This is a genomic window from Sphingomonas sp. Marseille-Q8236 (assembly GCF_965112005.1).
Genome location: NZ_CBCOPO010000002.1, coordinates 1,141,852 through 1,163,763, shown reverse-complemented (window position 1 = coordinate 1,163,763; position 21,912 = coordinate 1,141,852). Strand labels below are relative to the sequence as shown.

Genomic DNA, 21,912 nt, shown 5'->3' with positions numbered 1-21,912 from the left:
ATCATCGGGGCAAATCGTCAGCCCGGTTTGGCGACCCGTGGCTTTCGCGTCCTGGGCTTGGCGGCAGGTTCCGAAGTTTCCGCCTCCGACGGGGCGGACGAGACGGCCTTCTTCCGACGTGGCGCGGTCGTCTTTGGCTTGGCGGCATCCTCCGTCACCGGTGCAGACGCGTCGTCGGAAGCCGGCGTGAACTCGCGTTCGGCCATCTCCCAATGTTCACGGTCGCGCCCATGCGGCTCGCCCTCAGCCTGCCAGATGTCATAGGCCCGTTGGCGAAGCTTTTCGTCCCGATCTTCCACCGTCACCTCCCTAACGTAACACCAGATATGTCATCGTGAGCGTAACGATTGATGCCGTCATTCCGCTCCGTCTGAAATGGCCTAAATACGATCAATGCGCGCCGGTCGGCGATTTCGCCTTCACGGGCTCCGGCGCACTGACCGCCGAGAGCGTCTGGCGCTGGCTCGCCGGGTCGATACGGCGGGTGCGGGTGAACGGCGGCAGCTCCACGCGCCCACCGGTTTGCAACGCCTTGACGATGCCTTCGATCACGCGAAGGTCCGACAATCCCTCTTCGGCGTCCGGCTCGGGATCGCGGTCGTTTAGGATACAATCGGAGAAATAGCGCATCTCGCCGCCGAAGTGATCGGTATGTTTGAATTTCTCATGGCTCTGCTTGTCGCCGATCGTGACATTCTGTTCGATCGCCGACTGAAAGCCATAGGCGGGACTCATATGGATCGAGCCCTTCATGCCCGCCACGATCAGGCTGTCGATATTGTTCATCACATAGCTGACGGTGAAGCTGGCCAGCTTGTCGCCCGGCATCCGCAATACCACCGCAAAGGTATCGTCGAGGTCGCCCAGCCCGGCGCTCGGCTGTCGCGTGGCGACCGCGCTCTCGACCGCGACGGGCTCGGCACCGAAGAGATAGCGGATGGCGTTGATGGGATAGGGCGCCATGTCGAACAACGGCCCGGCTTCCAGCCCATGCTTGGCGCGGTGATTGTCGGGATCGAGCTTCTGCCCGAAGCAGGAAGTGAAGCCGACCAATTCACCCAGTTCGCCGTTCCGGATCTTCTCGATCGCATCCAGCGTGCCGGGCTCGAAGTGGAGGCGATAGGCGGTCATCAGCTTTGCGGTCGAGCGGCGCTCTGCATCCTGAATGGCGCGTGCCTTCTCGACCGAAATGTCGAGCGGCTTTTCGCAAAGGACGTGAATGCCAGCTTCCAGCGCCGGTATCGCGAACTCTGCATGACGCCAATTGGGAGTGCCGAGATAGATGGCGTCACAGACATTGGCGGTCAGCAGCTTGTCGAACTCGGCATAGGAGTAGACATGCTCGACGCCATATTTCCTGGCGAGAAGGCGACCCTTTTCGGCGTCGCCGGTGACGATGGCGGTCAGTTCGGAATTGCCGGTGTGGCTGATGCCGGGGAGCATCGCCGACTGAGTGATGTCGCCCGCGCCGACAACGGCATAGCGAACTTTTTTCGAACCGAATCCCAATGCCGATGCCAGGCTCATGCCGATGCTCCCAAATGTCGATACGGATGCTGCAACGCGCAAATGCCGGGAAGGTCCCACGGAGACTTAATGCATTTGGCGAGTTTCCACAGACTAACCTGCATCATTACCCATATCTGGAGCGAGCATCCCCGTGACATTGCCCGATCAGCATGCCGATCCGCTCCGCGACGCCGACGGGTTCCTGGATCTGGAAAATTATGCCGCGCTGGGCGATGGGCGCAGCGTCGCCTTGAGCGGTGCGGACGGTTCGATCGACTGGTGGTGCGTGCCCAATATGGACTCCGCGCCGTTGTTCGACCGACTGCTGGATGGTGAGCGTGGCGGATGCTTTTCGATTACCCCGGTCGAGCCCTTCACCGTCGCGCGCACCTACCGCCCCGACAGCAATGTGCTGGAGACGATCTTCACCACCGCAAGCGGCCGCGCCAAGCTGGTCGAGTCGATCAACAGCGGGCCGGCGGGGCGTTTGCCTTGGGCGGAATTGGCGCGGCGGGTGGAAGGGCTGGACGGACATGTCCGCTTCGCGATCACGCTGCGCTTCAGCCGAAGGGCGGACACGGTCAGCCCTTATTTCGCGCCGGCGGGTGGGCATAATGTTTTTCACGTCGACCGGGTGCTCGGCATATTTCGCCACTGTGCGCATGTGACCATCGACCGGGTCGAGGATGGGTTGGTGACCGGCACGGCGGCGGTCGGGCCGGGTGACCGGGCCCGCATCGCGATCATCGCGGGCGAGGACGAGCCCCTGGTCTGTCAGGACATCGAACAGATCGACGCACGGATCGACCTCTCGGACTTCGAATGGCGGCAATGGTCGGGCAATTTGAAGGTACCGGACCTGCACCGCGACCGCATCCTGCGGAGCGCGCTCGCGCTCAAACTGCTTCTCTACTCACCGACCGGCGCGATCACGGCGGCGGCGACGACCTCATTGCCGGAGGGGATCGGGGGCTCGAAGAACTACGACTATCGCTACGCATGGGTTCGCGATGCGGGCTATACGATCAAGGCGTTCCTGCGCATCGGCGCTTATGGCGAAGCGAAGGCGGCATTCACCTGGTTGCTCAAGCGGCTGGGAGAGGGCGAGCCGCAGGTCTGCTACACGCTGGAGGGGCAGCCCGTCCCCGCCGAGCAGGAGATTGCGGTATCCGGTTATCGCCATTCCCGCCCCGTCAGGGTTGGCAATCTGGCTGGCAGCCAGCATCAGCACGGCATTTACGGCGATATTTTCGAGACGGCGAGCCGTTTCGTGGCGTGCGGCAATTTTCTCGACACTTCCAGCGCCGAGACCTTGTCGCACCTGGCGGACAGCTGCGCCGATCGCTGGCGCCTGCCCGACGCGGGCATATGGGAACTGCCCGAGCAGCGTCACTATACCATGTCGAAGATCAGTTGCTGGCAGGCGCTGGCGCGCGCGGTGGAACTGGCCGACGACGGGCAAATCCCCACGACATGCCGCGACCGATGGGCACGCGAACGCGACCGGATCGAAGCGTGGATCGGCGAATATTGCTGGTCGGAAAAGCGCGGCGCCTATCTGATGCATCCCGACAGCGACGCGCTCGACGCCAGCCTGGCGCTGGCGGTACGGTTTCGCTTCGACGGGCAGGACCGTCTGGCGCGGACGCTCGACGCACTCGACCGGGAATTGGGCGAGGGGGCGTTCCACTATCGCTATTCCGGCGTCCATAAGGAGGAAGCGTGCTTCCTCGCCTGCACCTTCTGGATGATCGAGGCGCGTGCGATCCTGGGCCAGCATGACGCAGCGAAGGCTGCGTTCGATGCCGCGACGGAGGCGCTCGATAGCCGCGGCTGCGGGCTCTATGCGGAGATGATCGATGCCGGGACCGGCCATTATCTGGGCAACATGCCGCAGGGACTGACCCACCTCGCCGTCATCCAGGCGGCCGCGACTCTGGCTGGCGAAGAGCTCTGAGATATGGCGGTCGGCCGTGGATTAGTAGCGAACCGAGTTCACAATCGTCGGGAACAAGCCCTTCCGGACGAAGGGAGAGGCCGCATGCGTAAGCCTCGCGCGACTGGTCAACCTCGGATTTAGCGTCCCATTTGGCCGGAATCGATGTTTCTGATCTAGGCCACCGCGCGCTCTGGCCCCTTCCACCCGCTTCGACTCAATCTGGGCGGATGCGCTGGCCTTCTCTCGATACGCAGGTCATGTCGGTCGGCAGCGGAATCTCGCGTATCGAACCTCGCACGCGCCGTGCGAAGCGATGCCGTGTGAAGGGCCTGGATCATCGGATCACCGCATCCAAAGTCCTCGCGGTCGGTCGGCACATCATCCGATAAAGGGCAACGAGGGCGCGCTGCGCGCGACCCAAAACCAACTGTAACACCGTCTAAAACAGAGGGCTATCACCAGTTGACGACCAGCATCGCGCACATTTGCCGCAATTTGCTGGCCGTCATCCGCGTCTTGATCGACCCGCTGGCCCGGCGGACGTGCGTCAGTCGAGATCGTTCTCGCTGACGACGATCAACGTTTGCTCCATATCGCGCCCGAGCGCTGTCAGGGCTGCCTCCAATATGTCATCGGAATAGCGTTCAAACAGCTCAACGGCATCGCCATCCGGGACGTCGCCGCTCAGTGCTTCGAGCAGATCATATTGCACGGCGAACTGGTATTCCTCGCCCTCCACCTCTCCGACGAATTCGACCTGCCGTTCGGAGACATTGTCCTCGACCGTATCCTTGATGACCGTTAGCGCATCGTCAGCCATGGCGTTCCTTCCCTATTGCCTGGGTCCGGGACGCGGCAGACGGGCTCCGGTTCCATCGCCTTCATCATTTGACGCGCTGCCAACGTTGCTCGCGGCATCCCAGCCGGCCGAAAAGGCAACCCTCGCCGACCAGTGTCCTGGCGTCGATCTGGGTGATGGTGCCCTCGACCTCGCGCCCGATGTCTGGGATGAAGACGGTCCCGGCCCAACGACCCGGTTCCTCCTCCTCGAAGTCGGCGAATAGCTGTGTACCGACCAGCCGGTCGGTGCCGCCACGCGCGGCGTCGGCCTTGGCCTGCTCGCTGGCCCAGACGACTGTTCCGCACATCCGCTGCGCGTCCCGACCACGCCCGCATGGCGCGAAGCGAACCTGTACAGTCTTGGAAGGGTTGGCCCAGATACCGGCCGGGACACGCGCATCCGCCACGCCCGAGATCATCGCTACACCGGTGGTCGCCACGGCGAGCAAGGCGCTGCGCCAGTTGCTTATCCTCATATCGGCTCTACTCCCAGCCCAATCCCATTCGTCAGGAATGTAGGAAGCGAAACGCACAAAGCAAAACGGCCAGTGGATCGCTCCACCGGCCGTTTCGTTGGAAAGCAGGCTAGAGGCACCTGATCAGGAAGCGCGCTTGGCCAGTTCCTTATTGATGCCCAGCGCGGCCAACGTGCCGACGGCCCCCGACAGCAGATAGACGCCGACCGACAGCAAACCGAAATTGCTTGACAGCAGCAGCGCGGCCAGCGGGGCGAAGCCGGCACCCAGCAGCCATGCCAGGTCCGAAGTGATCGCGGCACCGGTATAGCGACGCAACGGCGAGAAGCCCGAGTTGATGACGCCCGAAGACTGACCGAAGCCCAGACCAAGAAGCAGGAAGCCGAGCACGATATAGATCGTCTCGCCGATGCCGCCCTGATCCAGAAGCTGCGGCGCGAAGCCCGCATAGGCGGCAATCGCGGCGGCCGAGAAGCCCAGCAGCGTGCGACGCCCAACACGGTCGGCGATCTTGCCCGAGGCGAGGATCGCAAACACACCGACGATGCTGCCGATGATCTCGATCATCATGAAGTCTTGCGGCTTTTCGCGGTTGAACAGCACGACCCAGGACAGCGGGAACACCGTCACGATGTGGAACATCGCGAAGCTGGCGAGCGGCGCGAACGCGCCGAGGATGACGGTGCGACCCTCGGTGCTCAGCGTCTCGCCGACCGGCGCGGGCTGAAGCTCGCGGGTCTCGAACAGGCGCTGGAATTCCGGCGTCGCCACGATCCGCAGGCGGGCGAACAGCGCCACGACGTTGATCGCGAAGGCGACGAAGAACGGATAGCGCCAGCCCCAATCCAGGAAGTCTGCGGTGCTCAGCGTCGTCAGGAAGAATGCGAACAGCCCGTTGGCGACCAGCAGGCCAAGGGGGGCGCCCAGCTGCGGGATCATCGCATACCAGCCGCGACGGCGCTCCGGCGCGTTCAACGACAGGAGCGACGGCAGGCCGTCCCAGGCGCCACCCAGCGCCAGCCCCTGCATGATCCGAAAGATACCGAGCAGGACGGCGGCCGATGTGCCGATCTGCGCATAGCCGGGCAGGAAGGCGATCGCCATGGTCGATCCGCCCAGCAGGAACAGCGCGATGGTCAACTTGACCCCGCGTCCCAGATTACGGTCGACCGCCATGAAAATGAAGGTGCCGATCGGACGCGCGATGAACGCCAGCGAGAACAGGGCGAACGAATAGAGCGTGCCGGTCAGCGCATCGACATAGGGGAAGATGAGCGACGGGAACACCAGCACCGAGGCGATGGCATAGACGAAGAAGTCGAAGAACTCCGACGTACGCCCAATGATGACGCCGATGGCGATGTCGCCCGGTGCGACATGGTGCGGATCGCGGGCATTGACCAGCCGCGCGTCCCGCTCAAGGGGCGTCGAGGTCGATGCGGTTAACTCTGCGCTCATCGGCTGCCAGTCCTGACTTCTTCCAAGTTATTGAGGCAGGTCGGTTGCGGTGCAAAAAGACCGCGCATGACCGCCATTCTGCTGCGCCTATGCGCCTTTCGATCGTCCGGGGGGATTGGACAAACTGTCCAATGTGCGCAGGTGCAGCAAAGGCGTAGCGGCCCTTCCCATATGTCTCATTCGTCGAGCCTTGCGCGCCTGCGCCCTCTTCGCTGGGCCGCCTTGCCCCTCCTGGCCATGCTGGGGGGATGCGACGCGGTCGTGCTCAACCCTGCCGGTGACGTCGCCGTGCAGCAACGCGATCTGGTGCTGATCGCAACTGCCCTGATGCTGCTCATCATCATTCCGGTGATGGCGCTCACGGTGCTGTTCGCCTGGCGCTATCGCAAGAGCAACACGCAAGCCGAATATGATCCCGAATTCGACCATTCGACGATGCTCGAACTGGTGATCTGGTCGGCCCCGCTGCTGATCATCATCTGCCTGGGCGCAGTGACGTGGACGAGCACCCATCTGCTCGATCCCTATCGCCCGATCGAGCGGACCGCGCCAGGCCAGGCGATCGCTGCGGGCGTCAAGCCGCTGGAGGTTCAGGTCGTCGCGCTCGACTGGAAATGGCTGTTCATCTATCCGGAGCAGGGTATCGCGACGGTCAACGAACTGGCTCTGCCGGTCGATCGCCCGGTCGAGTTCCGCCTGACCGGAACCTCGGTCATGAACGCCTTCTACATCCCGGCGATGGCGGGCATGATCTATACCATGCCCGGCATGGAGACGAAGCTTCATGCGGTCCTGAACCGCGAGGGCACGTTCAAGGGTCTGTCGTCGCACTATAGCGGCGCGGGCTTCTCTGGCATGCACTTCCCGGTCTACGCATTGCAGTCGAGCGGCTTCGACCAGTGGGTCGACAAGGTCCGGTCTTCGCAGGCAGGGCAGCAGAAGGGGCAGGGGCAGTTGACCCGCGCGTCCTTCCTGACCATCGAAAAGCCGAGCGAATATGTGCCCGCCATGTACTTCAACGGCGTGCAGGGCGGATTGTTCGACCGCGTGGTCAATCGCTGCGTCGCGGACAACACGCCGTGCATGTCGGACGTGATGATGCACGATCGGATGACCGGTGGCGGCGATCCCCACAAGATGAAAGTCGGTGAGGGCAATCCGCCGGTCAACAACACCGGGCCGATGCATGGTGAGCGGACCAAGGGCGCACTCGAAAAGTCGCCCGAGGAAATCCAGACCTCGCCGCATCAGAGCAAGGAGCCTGTGCCCTCGAACGGCGTGCAGGAACCGGGCGAGATGAAGAATCGCCGCATGTCCTTCCTTTCCATCCCGCAGACCCCCGGCCATGCCGGCGCGGGTCGCGGCTGAGGCACGCCATCATGGACAACATCATAAAGACCATCTTCGGACGGCTATCGATCGAGTCGCTACCGATCCACGAGCCCATCGTCGTCGGCACCTTCCTGGGTGTCGCGGTCGGGGGTATCGCGGTCCTGGCGCTCATCACCAAGTTCAAGCTGTGGGGCTATCTCTGGAAGGAGTGGTTCACCACCGTCGATCACAAGCGCATCGGGATCATGTACATGATCCTTGGCATCGTGATGCTGCTGCGCGGCTTTGCCGACGCGCTGATGATGCGCGGGCAGCAGGCGATCGCCTTCGGCGACAATCAGGGCTTCCTGAACTCGCACCATTATGATCAGGTGTTCACCGCGCACGGCGTCATCATGATCTTCTTCGTGGCGATGCCGATCATCACCGGCCTGATGAACTATGTGGTACCGCTCCAGATCGGTGCGCGCGACGTGTCCTTCCCGTATCTCAACAATCTGAGCTTCTGGATGACCGCGGGCGGCGTTGTGCTGGTCATGGCGTCGCTGTTCATCGGCGAGTTCGCGCGGACCGGCTGGCTGGCCTTCCCACCGCTGTCGGAACTGGACTTCAGTCCCGATGTCGGCGTCGATTATTATATCTGGGCACTCCAGGTGGCCGGTGTCGGTACGACTCTGTCGGGCATCAACCTGATCGCGACCATCATCAAGATGCGCGCGCCGGGCATGACCATGATGAAGCTGCCGGTGTTCTGCTGGACCTCGCTGTGCGCGAACGTCCTGATCGTCGCGAGCTTCCCCGTGCTGACCGCCACGCTCGTGCTGCTGTCGCTCGACCGCTATGTCGGCACCAACTTCTTCACGAACAATCTCGGCGGCAACCCGATGATGTACGTGAACCTGATCTGGATCTGGGGCCACCCGGAGGTGTACATCCTGATCCTGCCGCTGTTCGGCGTGTTCTCGGAGGTCACCTCGACCTTCTCGGGCAAGCGTCTGTTCGGCTACACCTCGATGGTCTACGCCACGATCGTCATCACGATCCTGTCGTACCTCGTCTGGCTGCACCACTTCTTCACCATGGGCTCGGGGGCCAGCGTCAACTCGTTCTTCGGCATCACGACCATGGTGATCTCGATCCCGACGGGGGCAAAGATCTTCAACTGGCTGTTCACCATGTATAAGGGGCGCATCCGGTTCGAGCTGCCGATGATGTGGACCATCGCGTTCATGCTGACCTTCACCATCGGTGGCATGACCGGCGTTCTGCTGGCCGTTCCGCCCGCCGACTTCGTTCTGCACAACTCGCTGTTCCTGATCGCGCACTTCCACAACGTGATCATCGGCGGCGTGCTGTTCGGTGCCTTCGCCGCGATCAACTACTGGTGGCCCAAGGCCTTTGGGTTCAAGCTCAACCAGTTCTGGGGCAAGGTGTCGTTCTGGCTGTGGGTCATCGGCTTCTGGGTCGCCTTCACGCCGCTCTACATCATGGGCCTGATGGGCGTGACGCGTCGCCTCCATCACTTCGACGATCCGTCGCTGCAGATCTACTTCGTCGTCGCGCTGCTGGGTGCGCTGATGATCGCGGGCGGCATCGGGGCCTTCCTGGTTCAGATCGGCGTGTCGATCTGGAAGAAGGAAGAACTGCGCGATGTGACGGGCGATCCCTGGGACGGCCGCACGCTGGAATGGGCGACCTCGTCGCCGCCGCCGGATTACAACTTCGCGTTCACGCCTGTCATCCACGAGCTGGATGCCTGGTACGACATGAAGGACAAGAAGGCGCAGGCGCCGATCGAAGGCTACCGGGCGATCCACATGCCCAAGAACACGGGCACCGGCGTCATCATCGCCGGACTGTCGACCGCCGCTGGTTTCGGCATGATCTGGTACATGTGGTGGCTCGCCGCTCTCGGCCTGATCGGTGTCGTCGTCGTCGCCATCTGGCACACGTTCAACTATGACCGCGATTACTACATCCCCGTCGATGAAGTCGTGGCAACGGAAAACGAGCGGCGTCGCCTGCTCGGTCAGGGGGCCTGATCCATGTCGACCGACGTTCTAAGCGCCGATCCGGCAAAGAACCCGACCTATTATCTGGTCGAGGACGAGGATCATCATCACGAATCCGGTGGCTCGACCGCCATCGGGTTCTGGATGTACCTGATGAGCGACTGCCTCATCTTCGCCATCCTGTTCGCCACCTATGGCGTGCTGGGCACCAGCTATGCGGGCGGGCCGACCCCGCGGGAGATTTTCGAGCTCCCGCTGGTTGCGCTCAACACCTCGATGCTGCTGCTGTCGTCGATAACCTATGGCTTCGCCATGATCGCGATGGAGAAGAACCAGAAGTCGAACACCCTGATCTGGCTGGGCATCACCGGCCTGTTCGGTCTCGCCTTCTTGTCGATCGAGCTCTACGAATTCGCCAACCTCATCCATGAGGGCGCGGGTCCGCAGCGTTCGGCCTTCCTGTCGTCCTTCTTCACGCTGGTCGGCACGCACGGTCTGCACGTCACCTTCGGTTCGATCTGGCTGGTCACGCTGATGGTCCAGGTCGGCCGCTTCGGCCTGATCGAGGCGAACAAGCGGCGCCTGATGTGCCTGTCGATGTTCTGGCACTTCCTGGACGTTGTCTGGATCGGCGTCTTCACCTTTGTCTATCTGCTGGGAGTTCTCCGTTGAGCGCTCATCCTCCCCATGGTCATGGCGACCACGCCAATCTGGACCATGACCTCCACGCACATGGCGACACGCATGGTCACGGCTCGATGAAGGGCTATATGATCGGGTTCGTGCTGTCGGTGATCCTGACGGCCATCCCGTTCTGGGCGGTCATGACCGGCGCGCTGGGCGATACCCAGACGACCGCGCTCGTCATCATGGGTCTGGCCTTCGTCCAGATCGTCGTCCACATGATCTACTTCCTCCACATGAACACCAAGTCGGAGGGTGGCTGGACGATGATGGCGCTGGTGTTTACCGCCGTGCTGGTCGTCATCACGCTGAGCGGGTCGATCTGGGTCATGTATCACATGAACAGCAACATGATGCCGGACATGGCCGCCCAGATGGGCGGTGGCATGTAATGACGGATGCCGGCACGAGTGGTGAGCGGCGCGGCCGCTCGCCGCTGGTGTTGGCGATCCTGACCGCGATCGGCGTTGCGCTGATCGCGGCGTTTGTTTCTCTCGGCGTATGGCAGTTGCAGCGCCGGCTATGGAAGCTGGACCTGATCGCCAAGGTCGATGCACGGCTCCACGCACCCGCCGTCATGGCGCCCCCTTTCGCTGATCCTGAAGACGTTTATCGACGGGTGACCGCAACAGGCGTCTTTCGCAATGATCGGGAAAGCTTCGTTCAGGCAGTGACCGAGCGGGGCCCAGGTTACTGGGTCCTGACGCCGCTGGTGACCCCGCGTTTCACCATCCTCGTCAATCGCGGTTTTGTGCCAGCCGAGCACCGCAAGGCGCATGACCGGCCCGGCGGAACGGTTCGCGTCACAGGGTTGATCCGGATGAGTGAGCCCAAGGGCGCGTTTCTCCGCTCGAATGATCCGGCTGCCGATCGCTGGTATTCGCGGGATGTTCCGGCCATCGCGGCGGCCAAGGATTTGGGTCGGGTCGCGCCCTACTTCATTGATGCCGATTCGACGGCCAATCCCGGCGGGTATCCGGTCGGCGGGCTTACGGTCGTCGCCTTTCGCAACAGCCATCTCTCCTACGCGCTGACCTGGTTTGCGCTGGCCATCCTGACCGGTGTCGGTCTGGTCATCTTTTGGCGGCGAGGACGGGAGTGACACCCGGCGTCCCGCCGTTCCTGCCCTTCACGGTCCGCCCGCGGGAACCGGACGTGACGGCCGGGACGGCCAATATGCGGCAGCTGATCCACCTGCGCTGGATGGCGGTGGTGGGACAGTTGGGGACGATCCTGATCGTCAACCGGGTCATGGGGGTTCAGCTTCCGGTCGCGGCGATGATGGGCGTGCTCGCCATGGCGGTGGCGATCAACCTGCTCAGCCATTTTCGCCTTCGCTTCCACCGCATCACCAATACCGAATTGCTGTTCGCGCTGATGTTTGATGTGGGCACGCTGACGTTGCAGCTCTTCCTCGCGGGCGGTGCAACCAACCCTTTCATTTCGCTCTATCTGATCCAGGTGGTACTCGGTGCCGTCCTGCTGGAGACATGGTCCGCCTGGGCGCTGGCGGGGATTACCGGGGTCTGCTTCGGGCTGTTGTCGCTCCATCATCGGCCACTGGCATTCCCGCCATGGCTGTTCGGGGATATTGCTGGGCTTCACACGCTGGGCAATTGGCTGGGCTTTGCGTTGGTGGCGGGGCTGCTGATCCTGTTCGTCACCCGGATCAGCCACAATCTGCGCCAGAGCGCGGCACGCCTTGCCGATCTGCGCGAACAGGCGTCGGAGGAGGAGCATATCGTACGCATGGGCTTGCTCGCGTCGGGCGCGGCGCATGAGCTCGGCACGCCGCTCGCCAGCCTGTCGGTGATCCTGAGCGACTGGCGACGAGTGCCCAAGCTTCGCGACGATAGCGAACTCATGGGAGAGATTGCGGAGATGCAGGCGGAGGTGCAGCGCTGCAAGGCGATCGTGACCCGCATCCTGCAATCGGCCGGGGAGCCGCGCGGCGAGGCTGCGGAACTGTCGGAGGTCGGGCGGTTCATCGACGCGATCGTCGGCGAATGGCGGCAAAGCCATGCACAGGTTGTGCTGGACTATCAGCGGACTGACGACGATGCCACGATCGTGTCCGACCCGGCGATCAAACAGGCAGTCTGGAACGTCCTCGACAATGCGGCGGAGGCATCGCCGCGCTGGGTCGGCCTGACCGTTGCGCGCGAAGGCGGCGCGGTGGCCGTGCGGGTTACCGATCGCGGGCCGGGATTCACCTCCACGACACTGTCGCAGGTCGGACGCCCTCAGCAATCGACCAAGGGCGAGGGACATGGTGTCGGCCTGTTCCTGGTGTCGAGCGTCGTTCGCAAGCTGGGTGGGCGGGTGGAAGCCGGCAATCGCCCGGAGGGTGGCGCGGTCGTCACGCTGACCCTACCTCTGAGTATGATCGGCTTATCGGATCGGGAGGCATGATGGACGAAGAACGATCGCTCGTGATCGTCGAGGATGACGAGACCTTTGCGCGCACGCTGCAGCGGTCTTTCGAGCGGCGCGGCTATCGTGTCTGGGTCGCGCAGAGCCCGAATGCGCTGGTCGCCATCCTGTCGGAGACGACACCGCGTTATGCCGTGGTCGATCTGAAGCTTGGACAGGCGTCGGGCCTTGCCTGCGTGCAGACATTGCACGCGCATGATCCGGAAATGTTGATCGTGGTCCTGACCGGCTTTGCGAGCATCGCGACGGCTGTCGAGGCGATCAAGCTGGGGGCATGCCACTATCTCGCCAAACCGTCCAATACCGACGACATCGAGGCGGCCTTTCACAAGGCGGCGGGCGATACGACCACGGCGATCACCGACCGCCCGAGCTCGATCAAGACCCTTGAATGGGAGCGGATCAACGAGACGCTGGCCGAAACCAACTTCAATATCTCCGAAACCGCGCGGCGGCTCGGGATGCACCGGCGGACGCTGGCTCGGAAGCTGGAAAAGCGCCACGTCCCCTGACGTGGCGCTTTTGCCGATCAGCCGCGCCGCTTCTCCGCCGCGATCCAGTCCGCGATCTTCTTTTCCAGGACCGGCATCGGCAGTGCACCCGTGTCCAGTACCTCCGCATGGAAGCGACGCGGATCGAATTCCGAACCGAGTTCCGCCTCGGCCTGCGCCTTTAGGCGGCTGATCGTCAGTTGGCCGATCTTATACGCCAGCGCTTGACCGGGGATGGCGATATAGCGCTCGACCTCGGCGGTCGCGTCCGTTCGTGCCATGGGGGAGTTGGCGAGCATATAGTCGATCGCCTGGTCGCGCGTCCAACCCTTGGCATGGATACCCGTATCGACGACCAAGCGCATCGCGCGCAGCATCTCGTCATTCAGGCCTCCCATACGCTGATAGGGGTCGGTCTCCATACCCAGTTCCGGCCATAGGGTTTCGGCATAAAGCGCCCAGCCCTCCGCATAAGCGGTATTGCCACCGAACCGCATAAAGGCGGGAAGGGCCGCATTCTCCTGCGCCAGGCTGATCTGGAAGTGATGCCCCGGCACTGCCTCGTGCAGATAGAGGGTCTCCATTTCCCACATATAGCGCGAGGGCAGGTCGTAGGTGTTATAGTAAAATACACCGGGCCGTGTACCGTCCGGCGTGCCGCCCTGATAGGAGCCGCCTGCGTCGGTCTTTTCCTTGAAAGCCGGAACGGGGCTAATTTCGAGCCGCGTCTTGGGGATCAGTGAGAATTGCTCGCGAATGCGCGCGTCGACCCGCCGCCCGATCGCCTCGTAACCCTCGCGAAGCTGTGCGGCCGATTTGGGCTGGAAGCGCGGATCGGTGCGCAGGAAGGTGAAGAATTCGGGCAGGCTGCCCTTGAACCCGACCGTCTGTTTCTGGACCTCCATGGCCTTCAGGATGCGGGCGACTTCGGACAGGCCGAGCTGATGTACCGCGTCCGCCTGGAGGGGCAGGGTGGTGTTCTGTTCGATCAGATATGAATAAAACTTGGCACCACCCGGCATTCCGACGAGACCGACCGACTCTCTGGCGGCGGGAAGATAGGTGTCGGCCAGGAACGTCCGCATCCGTTTCTCGGCAGGAATGATGACGTCGCGAATCTGAGCGGCATAGGCGGCCTTGAGGCGCGTCTGCTCGCCCGCTGGAATGGCGGCGGGGAAGCGCTTGACCGGGCCATAGAAAGTCGAATCCTCGACCGTTCCCGCCAGCAGATTGTCGAACTGGGCGATCATGTTGCGCACGACCAGCTTGGGCTGGACGACGCCCGTCGCCATGCCCTGCCGGAACCGCCCGATCGCCTCGTCGAGCAGATTAGCATATTCGACATTGCGCTTCAGATTATTGTCATAGTCCGCCACCGTATTGAACGGGGCCGCGCCCTGGCCCGATGCGAATTCGGGATAGAAGGTCTGGATGCCGAAGAAATGGTCCATCGGCCGCACGATGGTCAGCGCGACCAGGGCGGGGTCAAAGCCTTTCAGCGTCGTCTCGGTCTGCTGGCGAAATACGTCATAGGCGATCTGGTTCGTCGGCGTGAGCTTGGCCCGATCGATCTGATCCAGGCGCTTTAGGTCGTTCTCGGCCGCCGCGCGTTCCGCAGCAATATACGCGTCCGAGAAAAAGTCGCCGATGCGATCGGCCCGCCGCATATCGCCCCGGAACAACCCGTTGATCGGGTTGCGCGCCAGGCTGGCCTCGTCGCTGTCATGGAAAAGCTGCTTCAGCCGGGCGTCCTGCTGACCTTCGCCGGGCTGTGCGGGAGAGGGGGGAATGGCTTGCGCCGCAAGCGGCGTGGCAGGCAGCGCCAAGGAGGCGAGAAGGGCGGCGAGAGGGAGGTGGCGCAAACGAGTATCCCGTTCAAAAGCTGACGAACCGCTTTGGTAGAAAGCCCGTCCGTCGCCCGCAAGCCACCGTCTGCCGCCCAATGTCACAAAGGGCGCCCCGCGTCCGTCATGGATCGCGGGGCGCCCTTCATGGCATCATCAGATGGCCGGTTCGGATGACGACTTGTTCGTCGCCGCCTTGGCCGCGGCCGAACCGGCGTTGCTTGCCGCCTTGACGACATCGTCGAACAGCGAACGGGCGCGATCCTTCGCGGCGTCCTTGGTGAGCCCTGCATCTTCCAGCTCGCGCAGGCCGGCTTCGCGTGCCGCCTGCGTCGCCTGACGCACGGTCTCGCCCAGCTTCTTGCCGAGCGGGGCCAGCAATTCCTTCTCGCGCGACGAACGGGGGAGCAATGCCCCCGCGATCACACCGACGGCGAGACCGCCGACCAGAATGCCGAGCGGGTTGGCTTCGATGGTCTGCGCGGTCTTATGCGCCAGTTCACCCGCCTTGTCCTTGGCATCGTGATAGGCCTGCGATGCCGTTTCGCGACCATGATCCAGCTTCTCGCGGAAGCGGTCATTTTGCTGTTCGTTCTGGGTTTCGGTGGTCATTGCGAACATCCTTCTGGGCTATGTCGCCGATGGTTGCCCATCGGCGGGCCAAATCAGCGCTTGCGCTTGAACAGGCGGGCGATCCGCCGACGATTGAGCAACAGGCCAAGAACCGCGACCCCGCTGGCGACGGCCGCCGGGTTGCTCTTCGCGCAGTCCAGGCTCGACTTTGCGGCGGACATCCCGGCTTCCTTGGCTTGCGACGCCAGGGCATGGGGTTCCAACCGGGCCTGCAAGCGAGAGGCGGTCTGGTTCATCCGTTCACGGGCGGCAGCGGCGCGAACCTCGGCTTCGACGACGGTCATGCGGCTCCTCCCGTCAGGCGGGACTTGCCGACCATGGCCAGCACACCCGCCGCGACCAGCACCACGCCGACGACGATCAACGTCGCCCCCAGCGGACCGGTCGCCGGTGCCAAGGCGAAGATCAGCCCGACGAGCAGGGCGATCAGTGCCGCCAATGCCAATACGGCCGCGGCCCCAATGAAGATCGCGGCGCTACGATAACGCCCGATCTTGTCCGAGGCCCGTGCCTTGGCCAGATCGATTTCCGCCGTGATATAGGACCGGCCGTCATCGACCAGCTGTGACACCAGCGACGTTAGCGTTTCCGGGTCCGGTCGCGTTGCCGACAAGGGGGTGGTGACCCTGGTCACGCCGCAGTGTCGGCCGATGGGCGGGCTTCCACGCCCGACTGAACGACGCGCGCCAGTACGAAGCCCAGCGCGGCGGCAATGCCGATCGCGACCGCCGGGCTCTTCGCCACGAAGGCGCGGGCGTCGCCGATCAGTTCCTCGACATCCTTGTCCTTAATCGCACCCGAGAAGGATGTGACGGTATCGGCGGCCGAACGGGCATATTGACCATATTGGGCGCCCAGCTTTTCATCCACCTGACCAGCGGCATCGTTCAAGAGCTGCGCGACCTGATCGAGCGCGGAACCGGCCTTGGCCTTGCCGTCGCCAGCGAGTGCGTAAACCTTGTCCACAGCTTGCTGCTGGACCTTGGTGGCGCCGTCCTTCACCTGCTGCTTGGCATCCGACAGGGTCGCCTTGCTCTTTGTGGAATCTTCGGCGTCGAACGTGCCGGGCGCCGCGTCGGGCGCGGCCACTTCGGGCGCGACCGCGACGTTGCCGCCGAAGTTGGGCGTAACGTCCTGCGACAGTGGGAAGTTATTGTCCGTGTCGGCCATGGGAAACCCTTTCCTCTTTGGCCCGGATGACCGGGCAGTGCGCCTCTTAACCCCGGCAGCGGAACCACGGTTCCATGCTTTCCCGCAATTGCCCTTCGCGCGGTCACACGATAGAGCCCGCCGGGACCTTCAAGGCTGATGTAGGAGCATCGTTACGTGACCGCAATCATCGACATCCATGCGCGGCAAATCCTGGACAGCCGGGGCAATCCGACCGTTGAAGTGGACGTTCTGCTCGACGATGGCAGCTTCGGCCGCGCCGCCGTCCCCTCGGGTGCGTCGACCGGCGCGCATGAAGCAGTCGAGAAGCGCGACGGCGACAAGAGCCGCTGGATGGGCAAGGGCGTCGAAGCCGCCGTCGAGGCGGTGAACGACGAGATCGCCGATGCGATCATCGGGCTGGACGCAGAAGACCAGGCCGATCTGGACCGCACGATGATCGAGCTGGACGGCACCGAGAATAAGGGCCGGCTGGGCGCGAACGCGATCCTGGGCGTCAGCCTGGCGGCGGCCAAGGCGGCGGCCGAGGCACGCGGCCTGCCGCTCTATAAATATGTCGGTGGCGTCTCGGCCCACTTGCTGCCCGTACCGATGATGAACATCATCAACGGTGGCGAGCATGCCGACAATCCGATCGACTTCCAGGAATTCATGATCATGCCGGTCGGCGCTACCAGCATCGTGGAAGCGGTCCGTTGCGGTTCGGAGATCTTCCACACGCTGAAGAAGGCGCTGCACGACAAGGGTCTGGCGACCGGCGTGGGCGACGAGGGCGGCTTCGCCCCGAACATCGCCTCGACTACCGAAGCGCTCGACTTCATCATGGCGTCGGTTGAGAAGGCCGGGTACAAGCCCGGCGACGACGTGATGATCGCGCTCGACTGCGCCGCGACGGAGTTCTTCAAGGACGGCAAGTATAATATCTCGGGCGAAGGCAAGATCCTGTCGAGCCATGAGATGGCTGAATATCTCGCCAACCTGACCCGCAACTACCCGATCCTGTCGATCGAGGACGGCATGGCCGAGGACGATTGGGAAGGGTGGAAGGCGCTGACCGACATGATCGGCGACAAGGTTCAGCTGGTCGGCGACGATCTGTTCGTCACCAACCCCAAGCGTCTGAAGCAGGGCATCGACGGCGGCTACGCCAACTCGCTGCTGGTCAAGGTCAACCAGATCGGCACGCTGACCGAGACGCTGGAGGCGGTGTCGCTGGCGCAGCGTTCGCGCTACACGGCGGTCATGTCGCACCGTTCGGGCGAAACCGAGGATGCGACCATCGCCGATCTGGCAGTGGCCACGAACTGCGGCCAGATCAAGACGGGCTCGCTCGCTCGCTCGGACCGGCTCGCCAAGTACAACCAACTGATCCGTATCGAGGAAGAGCTGGGCGATTCGGCGCGCTATGCGGGCCGTGACGTGTTGATACGCGCTTGAAATTGAAGGGTGTCGGTACGACAATGGCGATCGTGACCAGAAAGCCGACGCCCTTCATGCGGACCATGCGGCGGGCAGCCCTGCCCGCCCTTGGGTTGACGATCGTTGCGTTCTTTGGCGCCTATGCGGTGCTGGGGCGCAACGGTCTGCTCGCTTATGGCGAGTATCAGCGCCAGTTGGTGAAACGCGAACAGGATTATGCCGCGCTCGACAAGAAGCGGACGATCCTGAAGAACCGCGTCGCCTTGCTCGACCCGGACCATGCCAATCCCGACATGGTCGACGAAATGGTGCGCAAGGAACTGAATGTCGCCCATCCGGACGAAGTGATCGTCCCACTGAAATAGGAAGGGCGGCCTGGTTATCCGGGCCGCCCTTTTCCTGTCAGCGGCCCAGGAACGTCAGCAGATCGCCGGTCAGGCGATCGCTATGCGTGACGTTCAGGCCGTGCGGCGCTCCGTCATATTCGACCAATTGCGAATGGGCGATCCCGGCCGCCGCCGCCCGGCCCGCCGGATCGATGGGCACGGTCTGGTCACCCGTGCCGTGAACGATCAGCGTCGGCACGCGGAAGGCCGACAGGTCCGGCCGGAAATCGGTCTGGCTGAACGCTTCGGCACAGGCTAGGGTAGGCTTCAGGCCCGCCTGCATCGCGACGCTGGTCGCCCAGTCCAGCACCTCGTCGCTCACCGGGCTGGTGATATAACCGACACCGAAGAATTGCTTGAAGAAGGTGTGGCGCAGGAAATGTGCGCGATCGTCGCGCAGGCCCTGGCCGATCTGGTCGAACACCGACTGGTCGGTACCTTGCGGATTATCGTCGGTCTTGGGCATATAGGGCACGACCGAGGCAATCAGTCCTGCGGCGATGACGCCCTTTCCGTCATGACGGCTCATATAGCGCGCGACTTCGCCACCGCCCATCGAGAAGCCGATGATCGCCGCGTCGCGCGCGCCGGTCGCTTCCAGAACATCGGCCAGATCGTCCGACAACGTGTCATAGTCATAGCCCGACCAAGGCTGTCCCGAACGCCCGAAGCCGCGCCGGTCATAGGCGATGGCGCGGAAACCGGCTTCCGCAAGCGCCATCATCTGCGCATCCCACATATCGGCGGACAGAGGCCAGCCATGGAGAAGGACGACCGGACGACCTTCGCCCCAATCCTTGACATAGATGTCGGTGCCGTCGCGGGTTTTTACATATGGCATCGTCTGCTCCTGAGCATTCGTGCGGGGAATGAGCAGGCTGAACGGACCGGTGGGTAAGCCGTTCCGTCTGCGTGACGGAAGCACACTGCCCCAAATGCCATCGATTTCAGCGGCTTCGCCTGTGGAATAACGGAACGCCAGCGAGCGACATAATTGGGAAAAGCCTTGGGGAAGCATTGCCAGCCTCGCGTGATGAAGTCACATTCCGCCCACTAGAGCGTAGGACGGAGCGTAGCGAATGCGGGGATGGCGGTGGATGCTGGCGGGCTCGATGCTGGCCAGCCAGCTTGTGACGGGAGCGGCGATGGCGCAGACGAACCAGATGACCGAGAATGATCCCTATGTCTGGCTGGAGGACAAGGACGGGCCCAAATCGCTCGCCTGGGTGGAGGCGGAGAATGCCAAAACCCTGCCGCGTCTTCAGAACGATCCGCGCTACCACAGCTTTTATGGCGAGGCGCTCGCCATCGCATCCGCCAAGGATCGCATTCCAATGCCGGGCCAGATGTATGGCCGGATCGTCAATTTCTGGCGCGATGCGGACCATCCGCAGGGTCTGTGGCGCTGGACGACGGAGGAGGATTACGCCTCGGCCAATCCACATTGGACGACGTTGCTCGACCTCGACGCGCTCAGCAAGGCGGAGGGGAAGAAATGGGTCTGGAAGGGCGTCAATTGCCTCAGTCCCGAAGATCGCCTGTGCCTGGTCGCCTTGTCGGAAGGCGGTGAGGACGCGATCGAATATCGTGAGTTCGACATGCAGACCGGGCAGTTCGTACCGGGTGGCTTCCGCCTGTCGACGTCCAAGCAAGGAGCGGCATGGCTCGACAAGGATACGCTGCTGGTCAGCCGCGACTGGGGAGAGAGCACGCTGACCAAGTCCAGCTATCCCTTTGTCGTGAAGATGGTGAAGCGCGGGACGCCGCTGTCGCAGGCGACCGAAATCTTCCGGGGCGCGCCGACGGACGAACTGGGCACCTATGCGGGTGTGCTCATCGACGCCAAGGGCAACCGTGCCGTGGTGATCGAGCGGCGGCAGACCTTCTTCGGCGGCGACAAGCTGCTTTGGACGCCCAAGGGCGGCGCCAAGCCGCTCACGATGCCGGCGCGCGCGTTCCCCGCAGGCATGGTCGATGGCCGCGTGATCTTCCAGACCAGCGACGCCTGGGGTGACCATCCCGCCGGGGCGGTCGTCTGGGCGCCGCTGTCGGAACTGGAGTCCGGGACGATCGCACCGCAGGCGTTGTTCACGCCTACCGACCGTCAGGCGGTGGAAGGCGTCTCCACCACCAGGGATCGGGTGGTCATCACCTATATCGACAATGTCCGCGGCCGCGCGAGCGTCTTCGCGCCGCAGGAAAGCGGATGGTCTTCGGCGACGGTGCAGGTGCCGGACAATATGGCGGTCGATGTGGTCAGCACCAGCGATCGTTCCGACATCGTCTACCTGTCCACGGCGGGCTTCACCACGCCGACCGTCCTGTCACGCTTCGACGCCAGCCGTCCTGGCGCATTGCAGGTGCTGAAGACTCTTCCTGCCCGTTTCGACGCGGCCGGCACCACGGTCCACCAATATGAAGCGACCTCGACCGACGGGACCAGAATCCCCTACTTCGTCGTGCTGCCCAAGGGTGCGAAGCTGGACGGCAGCACGCCGACGCTGATGACCGCCTATGGCGGTTTCGAAATTGCGCGGCTGCCCACCTATCTGGGATCGACCGGCAAAATCTGGACGGAACGGGGCGGCGCCTATGTGCTGGCCAATATCCGGGGTGGTGGCGAGTTCGGGCCCAAATGGCATGATGCCGGTCGCAAGACCAAGCGGCAGATCATCTATGACGATTTCGCCTCGGTGGCGAAGGATTTGTTCGCGCGGAAGATCACCAGTCCCCAAAAGCTGGGCATCTATGGCGGCTCGAACGGCGGCCTGCTGATGGGGGTCGAACTGACCCAGCATCCCGAATTGTGGAAGGCGGTGACGATCCAGGTCCCGCTGCTCGACATGGTGCGGTACCAGAAGATTGCGGCGGGCGATTCGTGGAAGGACGAATATGGCTCGGTCGACGTGCCCGAAGAGGCGGCGTTCCTCCGCAAAATTTCGCCCTATGCCAATATCCGCAAAGGCGTGGCCTATCCCGAGCCCTATATCTGGACGACGACCAAGGACGACCGGGTCGGGCCGCAGCATGCGCGCAAATTCGCCGCGCGCCTGTCTGAATATGGCATCCCCTATCTTTTCTACGAGGATACGGCGGGTGGTCATTCGGGCGACGCCGACATCGCGCAGGGTGCCCGGTTGAGCGCCCAGCAAATGGTCTATTTCGCGCAAAAACTGATGGATACGCCGAAGCGGTAAGGGCCGGAGGCCGGGCGCTGGAGCCGCTCGGCCTTTGCCTGTATGACCTATGCGTAAATATAGGTCTTGCTGCGGTGCGGCAGGATGGG

The 21,912-nt window shown here is 63.2% G+C and carries 22 protein-coding genes; 11 read left to right on the top strand and 11 right to left on the bottom strand.

The window, feature by feature from the left end:
* Positions 1-17: 17 nt before the first annotated feature.
* Together ACWPWT_RS17875 and ACWPWT_RS17870 are read right to left on the bottom strand one after the other, a co-directional pair.
* Positions 18-299: a DUF2934 domain-containing protein gene (locus ACWPWT_RS17875; RefSeq protein WP_454280802.1), complete on the bottom strand. Its 282-nt coding sequence runs from the start codon at positions 297-299 to the stop codon at positions 18-20.
* Positions 300-390: 91 nt separating this feature from the next.
* The gene (locus ACWPWT_RS17870) at positions 391-1,527 is read right to left on the bottom strand and encodes a Gfo/Idh/MocA family protein (protein ID WP_454280801.1); all 1,137 of its coding nucleotides are present in this window, start codon (positions 1,525-1,527) and stop codon (positions 391-393) included.
* 133 nt (positions 1,528-1,660) lie between these two features.
* Here ACWPWT_RS17870 and ACWPWT_RS17865 point away from each other — a divergent pair, with 133 nt between their 5' ends.
* Complete coding sequence (locus tag ACWPWT_RS17865; RefSeq protein ID WP_454280800.1) at positions 1,661-3,466, top strand: glycoside hydrolase family 15 protein; 1,806 nt, start codon at positions 1,661-1,663, stop codon at positions 3,464-3,466.
* 529 nt (positions 3,467-3,995) lie between these two features.
* Here ACWPWT_RS17865 and ACWPWT_RS17860 read toward each other — a convergent pair.
* The 3 genes from ACWPWT_RS17860 to ACWPWT_RS17850 all read right to left on the bottom strand — a co-directional run bounded on the left by ACWPWT_RS17860 (position 3,996) and on the right by ACWPWT_RS17850 (position 6,222).
* Complete coding sequence (locus tag ACWPWT_RS17860) at positions 3,996-4,268, bottom strand: DUF1488 family protein (protein WP_454280799.1); 273 nt, start codon at positions 4,266-4,268, stop codon at positions 3,996-3,998.
* 64 nt (positions 4,269-4,332) lie between these two features.
* Positions 4,333-4,764 carry a DUF2147 domain-containing protein gene (locus tag ACWPWT_RS17855; RefSeq protein WP_454280798.1) on the bottom strand — a complete coding sequence of 144 codons (432 nt, stop codon included), beginning with the start codon at positions 4,762-4,764 and terminating at the stop codon, positions 4,333-4,335.
* Between the two features lie 123 nt (positions 4,765-4,887).
* A complete protein-coding gene (locus ACWPWT_RS17850; protein WP_261269579.1) occupies positions 4,888-6,222 on the bottom strand; it encodes an MFS transporter in 1,335 nt (444 codons plus the stop codon).
* A 171-nt stretch (positions 6,223-6,393) separates the two neighbouring features.
* Here ACWPWT_RS17850 and cyoA point away from each other — a divergent pair, with 171 nt between their 5' ends.
* The 7 genes from cyoA to ACWPWT_RS17815 are packed head-to-tail and all read left to right on the top strand — an operon-like array spanning position 6,394 to position 13,195.
* Positions 6,394-7,590, top strand: coding sequence for a ubiquinol oxidase subunit II (cyoA, locus tag ACWPWT_RS17845; RefSeq protein WP_261269578.1), 1,197 nt, complete (start codon positions 6,394-6,396; stop codon positions 7,588-7,590).
* 11 nt (positions 7,591-7,601) lie between these two features.
* The gene (gene cyoB / locus ACWPWT_RS17840) at positions 7,602-9,596 is read left to right on the top strand and encodes a cytochrome o ubiquinol oxidase subunit I (protein WP_261269577.1); all 1,995 of its coding nucleotides are present in this window, start codon (positions 7,602-7,604) and stop codon (positions 9,594-9,596) included.
* A 3-nt stretch (positions 9,597-9,599) separates the two neighbouring features.
* Complete coding sequence (cyoC, locus tag ACWPWT_RS17835) at positions 9,600-10,238, top strand: cytochrome o ubiquinol oxidase subunit III (RefSeq protein ID WP_007403230.1); 639 nt, start codon at positions 9,600-9,602, stop codon at positions 10,236-10,238.
* Positions 10,235-10,642 (top strand): cytochrome o ubiquinol oxidase subunit IV, encoded by a 408-nt coding sequence (cyoD, locus tag ACWPWT_RS17830; RefSeq protein ID WP_405051360.1) that lies wholly within the window; start codon positions 10,235-10,237, stop codon positions 10,640-10,642. The genes cyoC and cyoD overlap by 4 nt, the downstream gene beginning before the upstream one ends.
* A complete protein-coding gene (locus tag ACWPWT_RS17825) occupies positions 10,642-11,352 on the top strand; it encodes an SURF1 family protein (RefSeq protein WP_454280797.1) in 711 nt (236 codons plus the stop codon). The genes cyoD and ACWPWT_RS17825 overlap by 1 nt, the downstream gene beginning before the upstream one ends.
* Positions 11,349-12,662, top strand: coding sequence for an ATP-binding protein (locus tag ACWPWT_RS17820; RefSeq protein WP_454280796.1), 1,314 nt, complete (start codon positions 11,349-11,351; stop codon positions 12,660-12,662). Before ACWPWT_RS17825 ends, ACWPWT_RS17820 begins: the two co-directional genes overlap by 4 nt.
* Positions 12,662-13,195, top strand: a complete 534-nt coding sequence (locus ACWPWT_RS17815; RefSeq protein WP_454281003.1) for a response regulator transcription factor — start codon at positions 12,662-12,664, stop codon at positions 13,193-13,195. The genes ACWPWT_RS17820 and ACWPWT_RS17815 overlap by 1 nt, the downstream gene beginning before the upstream one ends.
* A gap of 17 nt (positions 13,196-13,212) precedes the next feature.
* Here ACWPWT_RS17815 and ACWPWT_RS17810 read toward each other — a convergent pair whose 3' ends face one another.
* From ACWPWT_RS17810 to ACWPWT_RS17790, 5 genes are all read right to left on the bottom strand, one after another.
* Positions 13,213-15,036 (bottom strand): DUF885 domain-containing protein, encoded by a 1,824-nt coding sequence (locus tag ACWPWT_RS17810; protein WP_454280795.1) that lies wholly within the window; start codon positions 15,034-15,036, stop codon positions 13,213-13,215.
* 138 nt (positions 15,037-15,174) lie between these two features.
* Positions 15,175-15,630: a hypothetical protein gene (locus ACWPWT_RS17805; protein WP_261269572.1), complete on the bottom strand. Its 456-nt coding sequence runs from the start codon at positions 15,628-15,630 to the stop codon at positions 15,175-15,177.
* A gap of 53 nt (positions 15,631-15,683) precedes the next feature.
* On the bottom strand, positions 15,684-15,935 hold the full coding sequence (locus tag ACWPWT_RS17800; RefSeq protein ID WP_454280794.1) for a DUF3618 domain-containing protein: 252 nt from the start codon (positions 15,933-15,935) through the stop codon (positions 15,684-15,686).
* A complete protein-coding gene (locus ACWPWT_RS17795) occupies positions 15,932-16,285 on the bottom strand; it encodes a phage holin family protein (protein ID WP_454280793.1) in 354 nt (117 codons plus the stop codon). The genes ACWPWT_RS17800 and ACWPWT_RS17795 overlap by 4 nt, the downstream gene beginning before the upstream one ends.
* Positions 16,282-16,821 carry a hypothetical protein gene (locus ACWPWT_RS17790; protein ID WP_454280792.1) on the bottom strand — a complete coding sequence of 180 codons (540 nt, stop codon included), beginning with the start codon at positions 16,819-16,821 and terminating at the stop codon, positions 16,282-16,284. The genes ACWPWT_RS17795 and ACWPWT_RS17790 overlap by 4 nt, the downstream gene beginning before the upstream one ends.
* A 156-nt stretch (positions 16,822-16,977) precedes the next feature.
* Between ACWPWT_RS17790 and eno the strand changes: the two genes are divergently transcribed.
* Positions 16,978-18,258, top strand: coding sequence for a phosphopyruvate hydratase (gene eno, locus ACWPWT_RS17785; RefSeq protein WP_454280791.1), 1,281 nt, complete (start codon positions 16,978-16,980; stop codon positions 18,256-18,258).
* Between the two features lie 56 nt (positions 18,259-18,314).
* On the top strand, positions 18,315-18,605 hold the full coding sequence (locus ACWPWT_RS17780) for an FtsB family cell division protein (RefSeq protein ID WP_261269607.1): 291 nt from the start codon (positions 18,315-18,317) through the stop codon (positions 18,603-18,605).
* A 37-nt stretch (positions 18,606-18,642) separates the two neighbouring features.
* Here the strand turns inward: ACWPWT_RS17780 and ACWPWT_RS17775 are convergent, their stop codons facing one another.
* Complete coding sequence (locus ACWPWT_RS17775; protein ID WP_261269567.1) at positions 18,643-19,467, bottom strand: alpha/beta fold hydrolase; 825 nt, start codon at positions 19,465-19,467, stop codon at positions 18,643-18,645.
* Positions 19,468-19,705: 238 nt separating this feature from the next.
* Between ACWPWT_RS17775 and ACWPWT_RS17770 the strand changes: the two genes are divergently transcribed.
* Positions 19,706-21,823, top strand: a complete 2,118-nt coding sequence (locus tag ACWPWT_RS17770) for a prolyl oligopeptidase family serine peptidase (RefSeq protein ID WP_454280790.1) — start codon at positions 19,706-19,708, stop codon at positions 21,821-21,823.
* Positions 21,824-21,912: the final 89 nt, after the last annotated feature.

Coding starts and splice junctions, on each gene's coding strand:
- ACWPWT_RS17800 (WP_454280794.1), bottom strand. CDS start 15,935: ATGACCGTCGTCGAAGCCGAGGTTCGCGCCGCTGCCGCCCGTGAACGG.
- cyoB (WP_261269577.1), top strand. CDS start 7,602: ATGGACAACATCATAAAGACCATCTTCGGACGGCTATCGATCGAGTCG.
- ACWPWT_RS17805 (WP_261269572.1), bottom strand. CDS start 15,630: ATGACCACCGAAACCCAGAACGAACAGCAAAATGACCGCTTCCGCGAG.
- ACWPWT_RS17815 (WP_454281003.1), top strand. CDS start 12,662: ATGGACGAAGAACGATCGCTCGTGATCGTCGAGGATGACGAGACCTTT.
- ACWPWT_RS17780 (WP_261269607.1), top strand. CDS start 18,315: ATGCGGACCATGCGGCGGGCAGCCCTGCCCGCCCTTGGGTTGACGATC.
- ACWPWT_RS17870 (WP_454280801.1), bottom strand. CDS start 1,527: ATGAGCCTGGCATCGGCATTGGGATTCGGTTCGAAAAAAGTTCGCTAT.
- ACWPWT_RS17775 (WP_261269567.1), bottom strand. CDS start 19,467: ATGCCATATGTAAAAACCCGCGACGGCACCGACATCTATGTCAAGGAT.
- cyoC (WP_007403230.1), top strand. CDS start 9,600: ATGTCGACCGACGTTCTAAGCGCCGATCCGGCAAAGAACCCGACCTAT.
- ACWPWT_RS17855 (WP_454280798.1), bottom strand. CDS start 4,764: ATGAGGATAAGCAACTGGCGCAGCGCCTTGCTCGCCGTGGCGACCACC.
- cyoA (WP_261269578.1), top strand. CDS start 6,394: ATGTCTCATTCGTCGAGCCTTGCGCGCCTGCGCCCTCTTCGCTGGGCC.
- ACWPWT_RS17860 (WP_454280799.1), bottom strand. CDS start 4,268: ATGGCTGACGATGCGCTAACGGTCATCAAGGATACGGTCGAGGACAAT.
- ACWPWT_RS17825 (WP_454280797.1), top strand. CDS start 10,642: ATGACGGATGCCGGCACGAGTGGTGAGCGGCGCGGCCGCTCGCCGCTG.
- ACWPWT_RS17790 (WP_454280792.1), bottom strand. CDS start 16,821: ATGGCCGACACGGACAATAACTTCCCACTGTCGCAGGACGTTACGCCC.
- ACWPWT_RS17850 (WP_261269579.1), bottom strand. CDS start 6,222: ATGAGCGCAGAGTTAACCGCATCGACCTCGACGCCCCTTGAGCGGGAC.
- ACWPWT_RS17770 (WP_454280790.1), top strand. CDS start 19,706: ATGCGGGGATGGCGGTGGATGCTGGCGGGCTCGATGCTGGCCAGCCAG.